Origin of the sequence: Candidatus Pelagibacter sp. Uisw_136 (assembly GCF_047720275.1) — a bacterium.
In the GTDB taxonomy this organism is placed as follows: Bacteria; Pseudomonadota; Alphaproteobacteria; order Pelagibacterales; family Pelagibacteraceae; genus Pelagibacter.
The window spans coordinates 330936-349099 of the sequence record NZ_CP159812.1; the positions used below are offsets into that span (position 1 = coordinate 330936).

Annotated in this window: 18 protein-coding genes; 15 read left to right on the forward strand and 3 right to left on the reverse strand. The window is 28.1% G+C overall.

What is annotated here, in order from left to right:
• Together thiS and ABXT53_RS01685 are read left to right on the forward strand one after the other, a co-directional pair.
• Positions 1-219 (forward strand): sulfur carrier protein ThiS, encoded by a 219-nt coding sequence (gene thiS, locus ABXT53_RS01680; protein WP_415290940.1) that lies wholly within the window; start codon positions 1-3, stop codon positions 217-219.
• A 2-nt stretch (positions 220-221) separates the two neighbouring features.
• Entirely contained in the window at positions 222-995 is a 774-nt protein-coding gene (locus ABXT53_RS01685; RefSeq protein ID WP_415290941.1) for a thiazole synthase, read from the forward strand.
• Here the strand turns inward: ABXT53_RS01685 and ABXT53_RS01690 are convergent.
• Entirely contained in the window at positions 992-2851 is a 1860-nt protein-coding gene (locus ABXT53_RS01690) for an Rne/Rng family ribonuclease (protein ID WP_415290942.1), read from the reverse strand. The two genes, ABXT53_RS01685 and ABXT53_RS01690, sit on opposite strands and share 4 nt — an antisense overlap.
• A gap of 102 nt (positions 2852-2953) precedes the next feature.
• On the opposite strand from ABXT53_RS01690, the gene ABXT53_RS01695 reads away from it, so the two are divergent.
• The 3 genes from ABXT53_RS01695 to ABXT53_RS01705 are packed head-to-tail and all read left to right on the forward strand — an operon-like array spanning position 2954 to position 8574.
• The gene (locus tag ABXT53_RS01695) at positions 2954-5287 is read left to right on the forward strand and encodes a penicillin-binding protein 1A (RefSeq protein ID WP_415290943.1); all 2334 of its coding nucleotides are present in this window, start codon (positions 2954-2956) and stop codon (positions 5285-5287) included.
• A 45-nt stretch (positions 5288-5332) separates the two neighbouring features.
• Positions 5333-6382 carry a peptide chain release factor 2 gene (gene prfB, locus ABXT53_RS01700; RefSeq protein WP_415291299.1) on the forward strand — a complete coding sequence of 350 codons (1050 nt, stop codon included), beginning with the start codon at positions 5333-5335 and terminating at the stop codon, positions 6380-6382.
• Positions 6382-8574 (forward strand): hypothetical protein, encoded by a 2193-nt coding sequence (locus tag ABXT53_RS01705; protein ID WP_415290944.1) that lies wholly within the window; start codon positions 6382-6384, stop codon positions 8572-8574. Before prfB ends, ABXT53_RS01705 begins: the two co-directional genes overlap by 1 nt.
• Here ABXT53_RS01705 and tyrS read toward each other — a convergent pair.
• Positions 8571-9800 (reverse strand): tyrosine--tRNA ligase, encoded by a 1230-nt coding sequence (gene tyrS / locus ABXT53_RS01710; RefSeq protein ID WP_415290945.1) that lies wholly within the window; start codon positions 9798-9800, stop codon positions 8571-8573. The two genes, ABXT53_RS01705 and tyrS, sit on opposite strands and share 4 nt — an antisense overlap.
• 44 nt (positions 9801-9844) lie before the next feature.
• Between tyrS and ABXT53_RS01715 the strand changes: the two genes are divergently transcribed.
• On the forward strand, positions 9845-10972 hold the full coding sequence (locus ABXT53_RS01715) for an anhydro-N-acetylmuramic acid kinase (RefSeq protein ID WP_415290946.1): 1128 nt from the start codon (positions 9845-9847) through the stop codon (positions 10970-10972).
• A 2-nt stretch (positions 10973-10974) separates the two neighbouring features.
• Here the strand turns inward: ABXT53_RS01715 and ABXT53_RS01720 are convergent, their stop codons facing one another.
• Positions 10975-11631 carry an alpha/beta hydrolase gene (locus ABXT53_RS01720; protein WP_415290947.1) on the reverse strand — a complete coding sequence of 219 codons (657 nt, stop codon included), beginning with the start codon at positions 11629-11631 and terminating at the stop codon, positions 10975-10977.
• Between the two features lie 136 nt (positions 11632-11767).
• On the opposite strand from ABXT53_RS01720, the gene ABXT53_RS01725 reads away from it, so the two are divergent.
• Genes ABXT53_RS01725 through ABXT53_RS01765 form a run of 9 tightly spaced genes read left to right on the forward strand, consistent with a single transcriptional unit; the run spans position 11768 to position 18160 of the window.
• Positions 11768-12193, forward strand: coding sequence for an RrF2 family transcriptional regulator (locus ABXT53_RS01725; protein ID WP_415290948.1), 426 nt, complete (start codon positions 11768-11770; stop codon positions 12191-12193).
• Position 12194: 1 nt separating this feature from the next.
• Entirely contained in the window at positions 12195-13637 is a 1443-nt protein-coding gene (gene sufB, locus ABXT53_RS01730; protein WP_415290949.1) for a Fe-S cluster assembly protein SufB, read from the forward strand.
• Complete coding sequence (gene sufC / locus ABXT53_RS01735; RefSeq protein ID WP_415290950.1) at positions 13637-14371, forward strand: Fe-S cluster assembly ATPase SufC; 735 nt, start codon at positions 13637-13639, stop codon at positions 14369-14371. The genes sufB and sufC overlap by 1 nt, the downstream gene beginning before the upstream one ends.
• A gap of 3 nt (positions 14372-14374) precedes the next feature.
• Positions 14375-15616 carry a Fe-S cluster assembly protein SufD gene (gene sufD / locus ABXT53_RS01740; protein WP_415290951.1) on the forward strand — a complete coding sequence of 414 codons (1242 nt, stop codon included), beginning with the start codon at positions 14375-14377 and terminating at the stop codon, positions 15614-15616.
• Positions 15613-16830: an aminotransferase class V-fold PLP-dependent enzyme gene (locus ABXT53_RS01745; RefSeq protein WP_415290952.1), complete on the forward strand. Its 1218-nt coding sequence runs from the start codon at positions 15613-15615 to the stop codon at positions 16828-16830. Before sufD ends, ABXT53_RS01745 begins: the two co-directional genes overlap by 4 nt.
• The gene (gene sufU / locus ABXT53_RS01750; protein ID WP_271492521.1) at positions 16830-17294 is read left to right on the forward strand and encodes a Fe-S cluster assembly sulfur transfer protein SufU; all 465 of its coding nucleotides are present in this window, start codon (positions 16830-16832) and stop codon (positions 17292-17294) included. The genes ABXT53_RS01745 and sufU overlap by 1 nt, the downstream gene beginning before the upstream one ends.
• An 8-nt stretch (positions 17295-17302) precedes the next feature.
• Entirely contained in the window at positions 17303-17599 is a 297-nt protein-coding gene (locus ABXT53_RS01755; RefSeq protein WP_415290953.1) for an iron-sulfur cluster assembly protein, read from the forward strand.
• A complete protein-coding gene (locus ABXT53_RS01760; RefSeq protein ID WP_415290954.1) occupies positions 17599-17931 on the forward strand; it encodes a HesB/IscA family protein in 333 nt (110 codons plus the stop codon). The genes ABXT53_RS01755 and ABXT53_RS01760 overlap by 1 nt, the downstream gene beginning before the upstream one ends.
• Positions 17932-17989: 58 nt before the next feature.
• The gene (locus ABXT53_RS01765; protein ID WP_006997167.1) at positions 17990-18160 is read left to right on the forward strand and encodes a hypothetical protein; all 171 of its coding nucleotides are present in this window, start codon (positions 17990-17992) and stop codon (positions 18158-18160) included.
• Positions 18161-18164 lie beyond the last annotated feature (4 nt).

Here is an 18164-nt window from a genome sequence, read left to right on the forward strand (position 1 = left end):
ATGAAAAAAATAAAAAAAATAAAAATTAAGATAAATGGTAAAATTTCAACAATAAATGAAAATTTAAGCCTCTCAATTTTTTTAAAAGAACTAAAAATTCCTCTTAAAAAAGTAGCAATTGAATTAAACCAAGAAATAATAGATAAAAATAATTTAAAAATGATAAAACTAGAAAAAAATGACAAAATAGAAATTGTTCATTTTATTGGAGGTGGATAAAATTGGTTAATGATAAATTAATAGTTAATAAAAAAAAATTTAATTCCAGATTAATAGTTGGAACTGGAAAATATAAAAGTATGGCTGAATGTGCAAAAGCTATTAAATTATCTGGAGCAGAAATAGTTACTGTTGCAGTGAGAAGGGTAAATATTTCTGATAAAAAAAAACCTTTATTAATGGATTATATTGATCCAAAGAAAATTACCTATCTACCAAACACTGCTGGTTGTTTTAATTCTGAAGAAGCTCTAAGAACTTTGCGTTTAGCAAGAGAAATTGGTGGATGGAAACTTGTAAAGCTTGAGGTGCTAGGAGATAAAAAAAATCTATTTCCAGATATGATTGAAACATTGAAATCTACAGAAGTTTTAACCAAAGAAGGGTTTAAGGTAATGGTTTATTGCAATGATGATCCTTTGATGGCTAAAAGATTAGAGAATGTAGGAGCTTGTGCAATTATGCCTTTAGCAGCACCTATAGGTTCTGGACTTGGAATTCAAAATACAACAAATATAAAAATTATAAGAAGTCAAACAAAGCTCCCTTTGATAATCGATGCTGGGTTAGGACAGGCGTCTGATGCAGCTATTGCTATGGAGCTAGGCTGTGATGGAGTATTGGCTAATACTGCGATTGCTAAAGCTAAAAAACCATTTCAAATGGCTTTAGCATTTAAAAATGGAGTAATTGCGGGAAGACAATCTTATTTAGCTGGTCGTATAGAAAAATCTATATACGGAAGTGCATCTTCTCCAAAAACTGGAATTATTTAAGCTGCTGGTTTCTTAAAAAATTTCTTTTTAAAAAAAGGTTTTTTTTTATAAGGCTTCTTTTTAATTGGACTTTCAAAAGATTTAACCTCTTTTTTTTGCTCTTCTAGATTTTTTAACTTTTCTATATATTGAACTGTTTCTATTGTTTTTTTAGTTTTGTTTTGAAGATCAATTATATATTCGGGAATAATAAGAGTATTATCTGCGATTATATCTATCTTAATTAAGTTTTTTTCTTCAAAATACTTTAAATCTTCAATAAAATTTTCTTTCATAAAGTCTGATATTTTTTCACAAATCTTAAGCTCTACAAATTTTGCTTTTGTTAAAACAGCTTTAACTTCAACTAATTTAAGAATTTTCATGGCAAAAGACTCATCTGTAAGAGTAACTTTCCATTTTACAGCACTTTCTCTTAATCTTTGTCTGGACATCTCTAATAGTCCGAATGTGCTAATCCTTCCTATTTGAATTCTTGCCCTATCAGTTCTGCATTGCTCTTTAAGCTTTCTCTCAACCAATCTTCTATTTCCAAAACTTAACATATCAATAAAATCAATAATAATTAGACCAGACAAGTCTCTTATTTTTATTTGTCGAGAAATCTCCTCTGCTGCCTCAAGATTAGTGTCTAAAGCGGTACTCTCAACATTTTTTTGTTTAATAGAGCTACCTGAGTTTATATCAATTGAAACTAATGCTTCGGTTGGATTTATAACCAGGTAACCACCTGATTTTAGTTTTATTTCTGAGTCATAAATTTGATTTAATTTTTCTTCAATGTTCTCTTTGAAAAATAAAGGAACTTTTTCTCTATATTTTATTATTTTTTTTACATGAGAGGGCATCATTAACTTCATAAAGTTTTGTGCTTTTTTGTAACCTTCATTACCTTCAATGATGATACTGTTTGTGTCCTCATCATACATATCTCTCAAAGTTCTTTTTATAATGTCACTTTCTTGATGGATTAATGATGGAGCTATAGAGTTTAATGCATTATCTTTAATTTCATTCCAGGTTTTAATCAAAGTTTGAAGGTCATGATCTATATCATTTTTTGTTTTGTTTGACCCTGCAGTTCTTACAATAAGTCCCATTTCTTTTGGAATGGTTATATCGTTTAAAATAGTTCTAATTTTTTTTCTTTCTCCTGGGTTAAAAATTTTACGAGATATACCGCCACCTTTCGGTGTATTTGGCATTAGGACAATATATTTACCCGCTATAGAAATAAAAGTACTTAGAGCAGCACCTTTTTGCCCTCTTTCATCTTTTAATACTTGTATTAAAATTACCTGGTTAGGTTTTATAACCTCTTGAATCTTATATCTTTTAGTTCTAAATCTTACTTCAGGTCTTTTACCAAATGATACAGGTGAAGATTGTTCTTTGTTTTCATCAACTTGAGCACCATCTGTAACTGGAGCATCACTCTCTTCTGTCATTTGGTCATCACTCTCTAATTCAGATTCAGGTTTTACTTCAACTGGATCGTTAATATCAAGATTACCCTCGTTAATATTTTTTTGTTCTTCCAGTTCACTTTGTTTTAGAAGTTCTTCTCTAGATCTTTCTTCTTCTTCCTTTATTTTTGCTAAATCACTCTGAGGTATTTGATAATAGTCTGATTGAATATCATTAAAAGATAAGAAGCCATGTCTATCTCTACCAAAATCAATAAATGCAGCTTGCAAAGATGGCTCTACACGGCTTACCTTACCAAGGTATATATTATTTTTGATTAAATTGTTTTTTAAGCCTTCGTATTCGTAGTCTTCAATACTTTCACCAGACTTAAGTACAACTCTTGTTTCATTTGGATGCGAAGCATCAATGTATAAATTTTTTTCCATATATTTTTGATTAATTGTTTCATTTTATATTTAAATAATTTTAAATTTTGTTTGAATTCTGCTACCTTAATATTACCAAATTCTTATATATATTAAACTAAAATGCATCGAATAATTAAAAATATATTTATATTAGTTTTAAGTATTGGTCTATTATCTGCATTTTCAATATTAGCAGTTTTGTGGGCTTTTTCTAACAATTTACCAGATTATAAATTCCTTAAAAATTATAAACCATCAGTTTCTAGTAAAGTTTATTCAGGTGACGGCGAGTTAGTGAATAATTTTTCATCAGAAAAACGAATATTTGTACCCTATAAATCAATATCAGAAAAAGTGATTAACTCTTTCTTATCTGCAGAAGATAAAAATTTCTATTCACATCCTGGTGTAGATGCCAAAGGAGTATTAAGAGCAATAATTAATAATATTTCCAATGTAATTGCATCAAGAAGACTAGAGGGTGCATCAACCATAACCCAACAAGTAGCAAAAAATTTTTTATTAACAAATGAAGTAAGTTTAAATAGAAAAATTAAAGAGGCAATTCTTGCTTTTAGAATAGAAAGGGCTCTTTCAAAAGAAAGAATATTAGAACTATACTTAAATCAAATATATCTTGGTGAAGGTACTTATGGTGTTGCATCAGCCAGCTTAGAATATTTTGACAAATCAATTAGTGAATTAAATTATGAAGAGGCAGCTTTATTAGCGGCTCTACCAAAGGCTCCAAGTAGATATAATCCTTATAAAAATATTGAACTTGCAAAATTTAGAAGAGATTTAGTTATAAATAATTTATTTGAAAATGATTATATAAATAAAAAAAATCAAGAAAAATTTTTGTCAAAAAAAATTATACTAAAAAAAAGAAAAAAAGTATTTACAAAAGATACAAGTTATTATGTTGAAGATATTAGAAAAGATGTTGTTGAAAAGTTAGGATTTGATAAAGTTTATAAGCAAGGATTAAATATAAGCACCCCTATTAATCTTCATTTACAAAAAATCGCGACAGAGTCATTGAGGCAGGGTCTCATTGAATATGATAAAAGAAAAGGTTGGCGTGGTGCATTGACTAATATTAAAAAATTAGAAAAATGGAATAAAAAAGTAGATAAATTTAAGTTAGAAAAATCAATTAACTGGGACTTAGCAATAGTTAACAAGATAGATAAATTTTCAATAGAAATTGAAACAGAGTACAAAAAAAAAGGAAGTATTAAATATGAAAATATCTCATGGATCAAAAAAGATTTTAAAGAAATATTAAAAATTGGAGATGTTATTTATGTTGAAAATATTAACAAAAACATATTTGCCTTAAGACAGTTGCCAGCGGTTAATGGAGGAATTGTTGTTATGGATCCGTTTACTGGAAGGGTGTTAGCTTTAAGTGGTGGATTTAGTTTTAAAAAAAGTGAATTTAACAGAGCAACGCAGGCACAAAGACAGCCAGGTTCTGCTTTCAAACCTTTTATTTATGCTTTAGCTCTTGAGCATGGATACACGCCATCAACTTTAATTTTAGATGCACCATTAGTTTTAGAACAAGGAACTGATTTAAAAATGTGGAAACCAGAAAACTATGGAAAAAAATTTTATGGACCATCAACACTGAGAATGGGATTAGAAAAATCTAGAAACTTGATGACAGTTAGAATTGCACAAGATCTTGGGGTTAAAAAAATTGTCAATTTTTCAAAAAAACTTGGAATATATGAAAATCCTAGTGAGCTTTTATCAATTTCATTAGGTTCTGCTGAAACAACATTATTAAAATTAACATCTGCATATTCTTCATTTGTTAATGGAGGAAAACTAGTTAAACCAATAATGATTGATAGAATTCAAGATAGTGAAGGTAATACAATATTTAATAATGAAATGAGAGAGTGTATAAATTGTGATCAAATATCTTATTTAAGTGACAATTATCCAAATATAGAAGACAAGTTTGAGCAAATATTTTCTCCAGAAACCGCATATCAAATGACCTCAATATTAGAGGGAACCGTTCAAAATGGAACTGGAAAAAATTTAAAAGATTTAAATTTAGACTTAGCTGGTAAAACTGGAACAACGAATGGAAATACAGATACTTGGTTTGTTGGCTTTACCTCAAAATTGACAATAGGAGTTTATGTTGGTTCAGATAAACCAAAATCACTTGGAAGATATGAAACAGGTGCAAAAACAGCATTACCAATTTTTAAAAGCTTTGTTAAAAAAGCTGTAAAGAAAGAAGATGCAAGACCATTTAAAGTTGCAAAAAATATTTTAATGAAAGTTATTGATCCTGTTACAGGAAAAAAAGCTGAAATTGGAACAAGAAGAACAATCATTGAAGCCTATAAAGATGTAAAAGTGGAAAGTTTATTGAATCAAGATATTAATAATAGATTAAAAAATAATAATATATTAAGGTTCTATTAATGGATAATGAATATTTAAATTACAAATCTGAAATAGAGAAAATTAATCAAAGAGTTAAGGAGTACCTTTGAAACACATAGTATTCATAAAAAATTACAAAAAAATAACCAAAAAATACTAGAATCTAATTTTTGGCAAGACAAATCAAATTCACAAAAAGTTATTAAAGAAAAAAAATTATATGAAGAATTAATAAATTCATATGAAAATTCATCTAAATCAATAATTGATCTAGATGAATTGAATGAACTTGCTTTAGAAGAAAAAAATCAGTCTGTCGTAAATGAAGTTCTAGAGAGCATCAAAAATCTCAAAAAATTAGCTAAAAAAAATGAAACTAAATGTTTTTTATCAAATGAAACTGACAGTTTGGATTGTTATATAGAAATTCATGCTGGTGCTGGTGGAACAGAGAGTCAGGATTGGGCAGAAATGCTAAGAAGAATGTATTTAAAATGGTCAGATATTAAGAATTTTAAATCAGAATTAATTAGCGAACACAAGGGAGATGAAGCTGGCATAAAATCATCAACAATTAAAATTGAGGGTGATTATGTTTATGGATGGTTAAAAGCCGAATCTGGAATTCACAGGTTAGTTAGAATATCACCCTTTGATTCTGGTGCTAGACGTCATACTAGTTTTGCTAGTATTTGGATTTACCCAGTAGTGGACGAAAATATTGAAGTTGAGATAAATGAAAAAGATTTACGTATTGACACATATAGATCAAGTGGTGCAGGTGGGCAGCATGTAAATACCACTGACAGTGCGGTAAGAATTACCCACCTACCTTCTAAAATTGTTGTCCAATGTCAAAATGAAAGATCACAGCATAAAAATAAAGACACCTGTATGAATATGCTGAAGGCAAGACTATATGATTTTGAATTAAAGAAAAAAGAAAAAGAAAGCCAAACGATCGAGTCTTCAAAGTCAGAAATTGGTTGGGGTCATCAAATTAGATCTTATGTACTTCACCCATATAGAATGGTAAAAGATAATAGAACTAATTTTGAAAGCTCAAATCCTGATAAAATCTTAGATGGTGAGATTGATGATTTTTTAGAAAGTTCATTATATAAAGTGAAATAATGAAAAGAATAATTAAAATTCTTACAATATTAATAATAACTCTTGCTGCTATCGTCATTTACCTAAGCATATATGGAATAAAGACAGAAAAGTTTAATAATGAAATAAAAAAAAATGTTTCAAAAATTAATAAAAATATTAATCTTTCATTAAATGAGGTCAATTATTTATTAAACCCACTAAATTTCAGTATTAATATCTCAGCAAAAAATCCGAAAATATTATTGGAAGATAAAAGTCTAGATTTAAGAGATATTACTACCAATATATCATTAAAATCTTTTATAAATAATCAGTTTTCTATTTATGATTTAGAAATTTCCACTAAAGAAATTCAAATTAAAGATCTAATCTCATTAACAAGAAAAGTTAAAGGATCACCACAACTTTTTGTTTTAGACAGTATTATTAAAGAAGGAATAATTTCTGCTGATATAAATCTTACGTTTGATTTAGATGGAGAAATAAAAAAAGATTATCAAATAAATGGGACTGTTAAAAAAGCAAAATTTAATATTTTTAACCAAGCAGAAATTGAAAATTTAGATCTTTCATTTGATATAAGCAAAAATCAATTAACATTAAGAAAAGTAGAAACAAAAATTGATAATATAAAGTTAAAATCATCCTTAATTAAAGTTGAAGAAAAGAATAATCGATTTTTTATCGAAGGAGAAGTGATAAGTGATCAAAAAAATTTTGATATAAATAAACTAAAACCAATACTTGGCGACTTACTAAGTGCTATTGAGGGGGAAAAGATAGATTTCAATTTTATAAATACTTTTTCTTTTAACGTAAACAAAAAATTAAAATTGAATGATTTAAAACTTGAAACAGACTTAAACCTAAAAAATTTTAAAATAGTTAAAAACCCCCTAAATTTAAAAACTTTTTTACCTAATTATACAGAGCAAGTTAAACTTGAAGGTCATAAGATTAAGATTAAATTAACAAAAGATATATTAGATATTAAGGGAGCTGGAGATATCTATATTGGAGATGAGCTTGAGCAATTATCTTACAGCATTATTAATGATGATGGAAAAATAACATTTGATACAAAGCTTAATATTAAAAATAATCCATTAATAATAAATTTTTTAGATTACGAAAAGAACAAAGAAGATAGTTCAGAAATTTTATTAAAAGGTGTTTACAAAAAAAATAAAGAATTAATATTTCAAACTATTTCTATAACAGAAAGAAATAATCAAATTTTATTTAAAGACTTATTATTAAGTAAAAATTTTAAAATTAAAGATTTGGACTATGTTAAGCTTGATTATAAAAATAAAAATAATCTTTTTAACAGAGTAGAGTTAAAGAGAAATAAATCTAATTTTTCGATAAAAGGCAAAAGTTTTGATGCAACTCAGTTCATTAATAATAGTATGGATGAGGATGAAGGTTCTAAAATCTTTGAAGATTTTAATTCTAAATTTGATATTAAAATAGATACAACATATTTAAACAAAAATGATTACACAAAAAATTTATTTGGAAACTTTACTTTTAAAGAAAGTAAATTAAGTAAATTAAACTTAGAGTCTGCTTTCTCTAACAATAAAAAAATGAATTTATCCATTGAAACGAATAAGCAAAAAGAAACTATTACAAAATTTTTTTCAAATTACCCAAAACCTTTAATTAAAAGATACGATTTCATTAAAGGTTTTGAAGAAGGTTATCTAGATTTTTATTCTATAAAAAAAGACGGTATTTCTAATTCTGTATTAGTTATAGATAATTTTAAAGTTAAAGAAGTACCTGTTTTTGCTAAGCTTTTAAGTTTAGCATCTCTTCAGGGAATTGCGGATCTTTTAACTGGTGAGGGAATAAGATTTACTGATCTTGAAATGAGATATTCATCTCAAAAAGGCATTACTAAGATTGAAGAATTATATGCAATTGGACCTGCTATTTCAATATTAATGGATGGATATATTGAATCAAAGAAATTGGTTAGTTTGAGAGGAACATTAGTTCCTGCAACAACTATAAATAGATCTATAGCTTCAATTCCTCTAATTGGAAAAATATTGATAGGTGATAAAACAGGTGAAGGTGTTTTTGGGGTAAGTTTTAAAATAAAAGGACCTCCAAAGAACTTATCTACAACCGTTAATCCAATTAAAACTTTAACACCCAGATTTATAACAAGAACATTAGAAAAAATTAAAAAGAACTAAATTAATTCAACTTTAATATGTTTTTTTTTACCAAGAGAAAGCTTAATTAAACTGTCTTTAAATAAATCTTCAGTAATTAAAAACTTTTCATCAGAAATGGCCTGACTATTTATTTTAATTCCATTTCCTTTAATTAATCTTCGAATTTCACTCTTAGAGCTTTCTAATTTAGATAAAATTACTAAATCTAAAATATTTATATTATTGCCTAACATTTGTTTGTTAATTTGAATGGTTGGCAAGTTATCACCCAATGAATTTTCAGAAAATGTTTGTTTTGCTGTTTCTTGACATTTACTTGCTTCATCTTCACCATGCAGCATAGATGTAGCTTTATTAGCAAGTAAAATTTTTAGTACATTAATATTCTCATTTTTAATATTCTCAATTTCATCAATATTAATATCTGTAAAAATTTTTAAAAACTTTAAAACATCACGATCATCAATATTTCTCCAAAATTGCCAGTAGTCATATGCTGAAAGAAATTTTTTATCTAGCCAAACAGCTCCGGATTCAGTTTTGCCCATCTTTGCACCTGATGCCAATGTAATAAGAGGTGTCGTTAAACCATAAACATGATTGTTTGAATATCTTTTTATAAGATCAACTCCATTAATAATATTGCCCCATTGATCTGAGCCACCAATTTGAAGCATACAGTTTTCTTTTTTATTTAATTCTAAAAAATCATAAGCTTGCAAAATCATATAGTTAAATTCCATATAGCTTAATGACTGTTCTCTTTCTAATCTAATTTTAACACTATCAAAACTTAACATTTTATTGATTGTAAAATGTTTTCCCACATCTCTTAGAAAAGAAATATAATTTAAATTTTTAAGCCAAGTATAATTATTAACAAATATAGGTTTTGTTTTTGGGTCTTTATCATCTAAAAAATTTCTTAGAATTTTTTCAATATTATTTATATTCTTTTCAATCTCTTCTTCAGATAAAATTGTTCTAGTTTTATCTTTACCAGATGGATCACCTATTCTAGTGGTACCACCTCCTAGTAAAACTATTGGTTGGTGACCATGTTTTTGTAACAATCTAAGACACATAATTTGGAGCAAGCTTCCAACATGAAGACTTTCAGCTGTACAATCAAAACCTATGTAAGCTCTGATTTTTTCTTTATCTAATAGTTGAGACAGATTTTCTTCTCCAGTACACTGGTAAAAGAAACCTCGATCTTTAAATTCTTTTAAAAATTTATTCATAAATATGCTATCTAGAATATACAATATTTACTTAAAAAATAAGAATGGAAAAATTTTATACTTCTTTAGGGTTAATGAGCGGCACATCCATGGATGGTGTTGATGCATCAGTTATTAAGTCTGACGGTGAAAATAACTATGAACCTATATTCAACAAATATTTTGAATATGATGAGGTAATTTATTCAGACTTACTAAATCTAAGGGATAAAATAAATTCAATAAAAGAACTGTCCACTAATTCTTATCAAATTAAAGAGCTTGAGAGAAAAATTACATTATTTCACGCCAAAATTAGTAAAGAAACTATAAAGAGCGCTGGAATAGATGTAGATCTTGTTGGTTTCCATGGTCAAACAATTTTTCATAATGCTCAGGAAAAAATATCAAAACAAATTGGAGACGGCAATTTATTATCAAGTCTTTTAAAAAAAGAAGTAGTTTATAATTTTAGAGAAAATGACATCCTTAATGGGGGTCAAGGAGCACCATTAGCCCCAATCTTTCATAACTTACTTGTAAACCAGAATCAAATTGAGAAACCTGCTTGTGTTTTAAACGTAGGAGGTATTGCAAATATTACTCTTGTTGTCTCAAAAAATAATGAAGACCTATTAAGCTTTGATGTTGGTCCAGGTAATTGTCTCTTAGATGAATGGGTTAGAAGACACACTCAAATGAAATATGATGAAAATGGAAAAGCTTCAAAAACTGGAAAAACAAGTGAAGTTATTCTAAATCAGGCAATTGATAATTTTGATAATATAAGTAATCAAAAAAAACTTTCATTTGATATAAAGGATTTTGATTTAAGTTTTGTGAAAGGTCTCTCATATGAGAATGGCTTATCTACATTAGTAGATTTTACTGCAATAATAATTTATCAATCAATTTTAAAATCAATAAAAATTAAAGAAGATGAAAAATTATTAATAATAGTTTGTGGCGGTGGAAGAAAAAATCTATCTTTAATAGAGAGTATAAGAGAAAGACTGCCAAAAAATATCTCTTTAAAAATAATTGATGATTATAAAATTGATGGAGATTTTATTGAGTCTCAGGCTTTTGCCTATCTTGCTATTAGATCTAAACTCAAAAAAGAAATTTCATATCCCAGTACTACTGACGTACAAAAACCTTGCACAGGTGGAGTTTTGGTTAAAAACTATTAAGATTAAAATAAAGCAGATTCTTTTTTGATATATTTATCTAGGCTTTTTACTAATACATCTTCTGTTTTAGTAAAAAAATGATTAGCGTCATTTATAGCTTGAAAGTCAACTTTAATACCTTTTTGTGCACTCAATCTTTTATCCAAATCTGTAATATACTCTAGTGGAACTAACTCATCTTTTTTACCATAAATCATTAAACCTGAAGTAGGGCATGGAGATAAAAATGAAAAGTCATATACGTTTGGCTGAGGTGATATTGCAATAAATCTATTTATTTCTGGTCTTCTCATTAATAATTGCATTGCTATTAGTGATCCAAAAGAAAATCCTGAAACCCAACATTGTGAGTTATCAAAATTTTCACGTTCTAACCAATCTAGGGATGCAGCTGCATCAGCAAGTTCTCCTTGACCATTATCAAATTCACCATCACTTTTTCCGACACCTCTAAAGTTTACCCTGCATACAGAAAATCCATTTTCCATAAAAGTATGAAATGTATCAACTACAACTTTATTATTCATTGTTCCTCCATATTGAGGATGAGGTTGCAATACTAGTGCTATTGGTGATGTAATTTTTTCACTTTTATAATACTTGGCTTCCATTCTTCCGGCAGGTCCAGGTATAAAAACTTCTACTATTTTATTATCCATAAATGATATTGATTATTATTCTCAAAAAAAAATACACTTATCATAACTAAGCGACAATATGTTATCTTTTTTATATATTCTATACTTGACTAATTTAGTCAAGTTTGTATAAAAAGCCTTCTTAAATAAGGGTAAAATGAAATTAACATCAAAAGGTAGATATGCGGTAATGGCTTTAGCTGATCTTGCTAAGTTCAATAGCGTTAATCCAGTATCTTTAAGAGATATATCATTAAGACAAGGTATTTCCTTAGACTTTTTAGAGCAAATTTTTTCTAAGTTAAAAAAATATAATATTGTGAAAAGCATAAGAGGAACTAATGGGGGCTATATCTTAAATAAAGAACCAGAAGAAATTAAATTAGCAAACATACTTATTGCTGTAGACGAAGAAGTTAAAACTGTTCAATGCAAGAAGGAATCTAAAAAAGGATGCAATAGCAAGACTACAAAATGTATTACTCATAATTTATGGGACGAACTTGAAGTTCATATCAATCATTTCTTTGAACAAAAAAATTTAAAAGATCTTATAAGTAATTCTTCAGAAAGTAGAAATTAAAATGGATGCAAGAGAAAAAGAAATAGAAAAATTAAAAGATTACAAATATGGGTTTTCAACTGATATTGAAAACACTAGAGCGCCTAAAGGTTTAAATGAAGGGGTGATTAAGTTTATTTCAAATATTAAAAAAGAACCGCAATGGATGCTTGATTGGAGATTAAAAGCCTTTGAGAGACTAAAGCAATTAAAAGAACCTAATTGGCAAAAACCTAAATATCCCAAAATAGATTATCAAGATCTCTATTATTATTCAGCACCAAAAAGCATGGACGATAAACCAAAAAGTTTAGATGAGTTAGATCCAAAATTATTAGAGACTTACAACAAACTTGGAATACCTCTTCAGGAGCAAGCAAGACTTAATGGAATAGCAGTTGATGCTGTATTTGATTCTGTTTCTGTTGCTACAACGTTTAAGGGTGAGTTAAATAAAAAAGGAATTATTTTTTGCTCTATGTCAGAAGCAATACGAGAGCACCCTGAATTAGTAAAAAAATACTTAGGTTCTGTAATCCCATTATCAGATCATTATTTTGCAACACTTAACTCAGCAGTCTTTACTGATGGATCATTTGTTTATATTCCAGAAGGTGTAAGATGTCCGATGGAACTCTCTACTTATTTTAGAATTAATGCTACAGAAACAGGTCAATTTGAAAGAACTTTGATCATTGCTGATAAAGGAAGTTATGTAAGTTATTTAGAAGGGTGTACTGCACCAATGAGAGATGAAAATCAATTACATGCAGCGAATGTAGAGTTAGTTGCGCTTGATGATGCTGAAATAAAATACTCAACTGTACAAAATTGGTATCCTGGAGACAAAGACGGGAAAGGTGGAATTTATAATTTTGTTACTAAAAGAGGTTTGTGTAAGGGAAAAAATTCAAAAATATCTTGGACACAAGTTGAAACAGGATCAGCAATTACATGGAAGTATCCAAGCTGCATATTGATGGGCGATAATTCTGTTGGAGAGTTTTATTCAATAGCAATAACAAATAATCATCAAAAAGCAGATACAGGTACTAAAATGATTCATTTGGGTAAAAATACAAAAAGCAAAATAATATCAAAAGGTATTTCAGCTGGTTTTGCAGATAATACCTATAGAGGGTTAGTAGATATTGCAAAAAATGCTGACAATGCCAGGAATTTTACTCAATGCGATTCTCTTTTGATGGGTAACAAGTGTGGAGCACATACAGTTCCATACATAAAGAATAAAAATTCTAGCTCAAATATTGAACATGAAGCAACTACATCAAAAATTAGTGATGAACAATTGTTTTATTGTAACCAAAGAGGTTTAAATCAAGAAGAAGCTGTTAGTTTAATTGTTAATGGTTTTTGCAAAGAGGTTCTACAACAATTACCAATGGAATTTGCTGTTGAAGCTCAAAAATTAGTAGGAATTAGTTTAGAAGGGAGTGTTGGTTAATGTTAACAATTAAAGATCTTAAAGCAAATATTGATAATAAAGAAATTTTAAAAGGGTTAAATTTAGAAATTAAACCAGGAGAAGTACACGCAATTATGGGTCCTAATGGATCTGGAAAAAGCACTCTATCAAATGTTCTTTCAGGAAAAAAAGGCTACACTGTAACTGGTGAAGTAAAATATTTTAATGAAAATCTTTTAGGTTTAGAGGTTGAAGAAAGAGCTCATAAAGGAATATTTTTAGCATTCCAATATCCATTGGAAATACCAGGAGTTAATACCAATATATTCTTAAAAACATCTCTAAATGCAATTAAAAAAGCTAAAGGTGAAAAAGAATTAGATGCCATTGAATTCTTAAAATTAGTTAAACAAAAAGCAGGTGAATTAAAATTCGATGAAAAAATATTAAGTAGACAATTAAATGTAGGTTTTTCTGGTGGAGAAAAAAAAAAAAATGAAATACTTCAAATGTCTATATTAAATCCTAAGCTCTCTATTCTAGACGAAACAGATTCTGGACTTGATATCGATGCTTTAAAAATAGTATCTGAAGGTGTTAATGCATTAAGAAGTAAAGAAAGTTCTTTTTTAATCATTACTCATTATCAAAGATTATTAGAATATATAAAACCAGATTTTGTACATGTTTTAATTAATGGACAAATTGTTAAATCGGGTGGGTCAGAACTTGCATTAGAACTTGAAAACAAAGGATACGAAAGTTTAAGTTAGATTATGGAACAACTAAAAGTAGATTTTAATAAAGTCATAGAAAGTTTAAAACTTTCAGAGAAAAGTATAAATTCTAGAAAAGAAAACCTTAATCAATTTGTAGAGAATGGTTTTCCAAATAAAAGAGTGGAAGATTGGAAATTTTCAGATTTGAATCAGATAATTTCTTCTAATATTGAAAATTTACGCTTCCATACTGACTTTGAAACAAGTGAGATTGATGAAGCTATCTTTATTGATAAATTTGCACACAATAAGATAATTTTTCTTAATGGAGTAATTTCAAAAGTTGATTTTAGCTCTGAAGATGACACTAAAGTTTTGATAACAAGAGATTTAAACCAAAATGAAAATTCTAAAGAAGTTAATTCATTGGTTTCATTGAACAATGCTCTCATTGCAAGTTATATCAGAGTAACGGTTAAAGAGAACTATTCAATGAATGAGCCATTAATTATATACAATATTACAACCAAAGAACTTAAATCAACAGCGCTCAATTTGAAAACAGACATTGTTCTCGAAAAAAATAGTAGTTTGAAACTAATAGATTTGTTTGATGATAGTTCTGAAAATAATTTTATAAATATAGCTCAAAATTTTGATATTGCACAAGATGCTATTCTTAAAAATTATAAGATTGATCATAAAAAAAATTCTAATATTAAATACTCTTATAATAATATTAATTTAGAAAAAAATAGTATTTCAGAAAACTTTATTTTTTCGACTGGGTCTAAATTTATAAAAAATGAAATTAATTGTAATTTAAATGATGAGTACAGCTCAGCATTTATTAATGGAATAATAAATTTAACAAACTCACAACATCATGAAATCAAAACTAATATTAATCATCTAGCTGAAAATACAAAAAGCTATCAATTAATTAAAAGTGTTTTAAATGAAAATGCAAAAGGTATTTATCAAGGTAAAATTTATGTAGACTCAAAAGCCCAAAAAACAAATGGGTATCAACTTAGTAAAGCTCTATTATTAAGTGAGAATACTGAATTTGATGGAAAACCAGAACTTGAGATCTATGCCGATGATGTAAAATGTTCTCATGGAGCAACATCTGGAAATTTAGATGAAGATGCAATATTTTACTTGATGTCTCGTGGTTTGAGTAACCAGCAATCAAAAGAATTATTAATTAAAGGATTTTTACTTGATGCAGTAGAAAAAATTACAGATATAGAAATTAAAGATCTAATTAAAAATATGATAGGAATCACAGAATGAGTATATCAGACATAAAAAAAGAATTTCCAATATTTAGCAACAAGATTCATAATAATGATCTTGTTTATCTTGATAGTGCTAACTCATCTCAAAAACCACAATCAGTAATTGATAGAGTAAACGAATTTTATACTAATGAATTTTCAAATACAGGCAGAAGTGTTCATTACTTAGCTGTGGCAGCAACTAATCTTTATGAAAATACACGATCTTCTGTTCAAAAATATATTAATGCTAAAGATAAAAATGAAATTGTATTTACTAAAGGTGCCACTGAAGCAATTAATCTTGTGGCTAATACTTTTGGCCAAAAATATTTAGAACAAGGAGACGAAATTCTTATAACTGAACTTGAACACCACTCTAATTATGTGCCATGGCACTTTTTAAGACAATCAAAAGGGATTAAGATTGAATTTGCAGAAATTAATGATGATGGTGAAATTACACTCGAAAGTATTGAAAAAAAAATAAATTTAAAAACAAAATTAATTGCTATTACTCATTTATCTAATGTGACTGGAGCTGTTTTGCCAGTTAAAGAAATAACAGAATTAGCTCACTCAAAAGGTATCGCAGTTTTAGTTGATGGTTGTCAGGGTGCACCACATTTAAAGTTAGATATGCAAGATATTGACTGTGATTTTTATGCTATTTCATGTCATAAAATGTATGGACCAACTGGTCTTGGAGTGCTTTATGCAAAAAAAAAATGGTTAGAACAATTACCTCCTTATCAAGGTGGTGGCGGTATGATTAATGACGTTAAAAAAGACAGTATTACTTATGGTGATTTACCAAACAAGTATGAAGCAGGAACAATGGCAACAGCACAAGTTATTGCCTTTGATCAATCTATAAAGTTTCTAGAAAAAGTTGGAATAGAAAGTATGATCAAACATGAACAAGAATTAATTGAATATGGACAAGAAATCTTAAAAAGAAACAATTCTGTTAAATTAATAGGCAATCCTAAAAATAGAGCTGCAGTTTTATCTTTTACAATTGAAGGCGTACATCCACACGACATAGCCACTATATTAGATGAAGATGGTGTTGCTATAAGAGCTGGACATCATTGCTGTCAAATCTTACATGATAAATTAGGAATTTCAGCAAGCGCACGTGCTTCTTTAGGTGTTTATAATACAAAAGAAGATCTAGACCAACTTAATAACTCAATAAATAACTGTAAAAAAATTTTTAATTTATAATGAATATTAAAGAACTTTATCAAGAAATTATTTTAGAACATGGAAAAAATCCACGCAATCTAAGAAAGACAGAAAATTTTAACAAAGATGCAAAAGGTAATAACCCTTTATGTGGTGATAATGTTCATATATTTCTAAAATTGGATGAAGACAAAAAAGTACAAGATGTTTCATTTGAGGGAAGTGGCTGTGCAATTTCAATGGCATCAGCATCAATCATGACTGATTTAATGAAGGGAAAAGAAGAAGCTCAAGTCAAAGAAATTGTAAATGATTTTTTGGGTATGATTAAAGAAAACCCTGAATTAAAATCAAAAAATTTACAGGAAGATGAAAAAACTAAGTTAATGTGCTTATCTGGAGTAAAACAATATCCAATGAGAGTAAAATGTGCAACATTATCATGGCACACTTTAATTTCTGCAATTGACAAAACTCAAGAAGAGATCAATACTGAAAACTAGATAAAATTATGGATTTAAGAGAACAAGTTATAGCTGAAATTAGAAAAATTTATGATCCTGAGATACCGGTTAATATTTATGAATTAGGTTTAATTTATGATGTTAAGGTAAAAGAGGATAAAGCTAAAATTATAATGACTTTAACTTCACCCAATTGTCCTGTCGCTGAAAGTTTACCTCAGGAGGTTAAAGATAGCGCAATGCAAGTAAAAGGCATTGAAGAAGTTGATCTAGATTTAGTTTTTGAACCACCTTGGGAAAAATCAATGATGTCAGAATCTGCTAAATTGGAGTTAAATTTATAATGAACCCTATAATTAAATTAAGTGACAATGCTGCAAGTCGTATTAAAGAAATTATGTCTGGAATTGAATCAAGCTCAATTGGTGTCAGAGTTGCAGTTAAATCTGGTGGTTGTGCTGGCATGTCTTATGTAATGGAATATGCAAAAGAAATTAATCCATCAGATGAAATAATTGAGGACAAAGGTGTTAAAGTTTTTGTGGATGCTGCCGCTGTTATGTATTTACTAGGCACTGAAATGGACTATAAAAAAGAAGAATTTTCATCCTCCTTTGTATTCAATAACCCCAATGAATCCGAGCGTTGTGGGTGTGGTGAATCATTTAAAGTCTAATATAACAAATACGCATATCAGTATTGCAAATATCACATATCTAGTGTATTAAATAGACATGAATAAATTCGAATTTAAAAATCTTGTTAAATCTTTAGAAAAGTCATTGAAAGAAAGAACTTTCTTTAAGACACTTCGAAAAGAAGTAAACACTGGTGCTAACGGCACACAGGATTATGTAGTTAAAAAAGGAATTAACAAAGATACAATCGCAACAACTAGACAGTAATTAG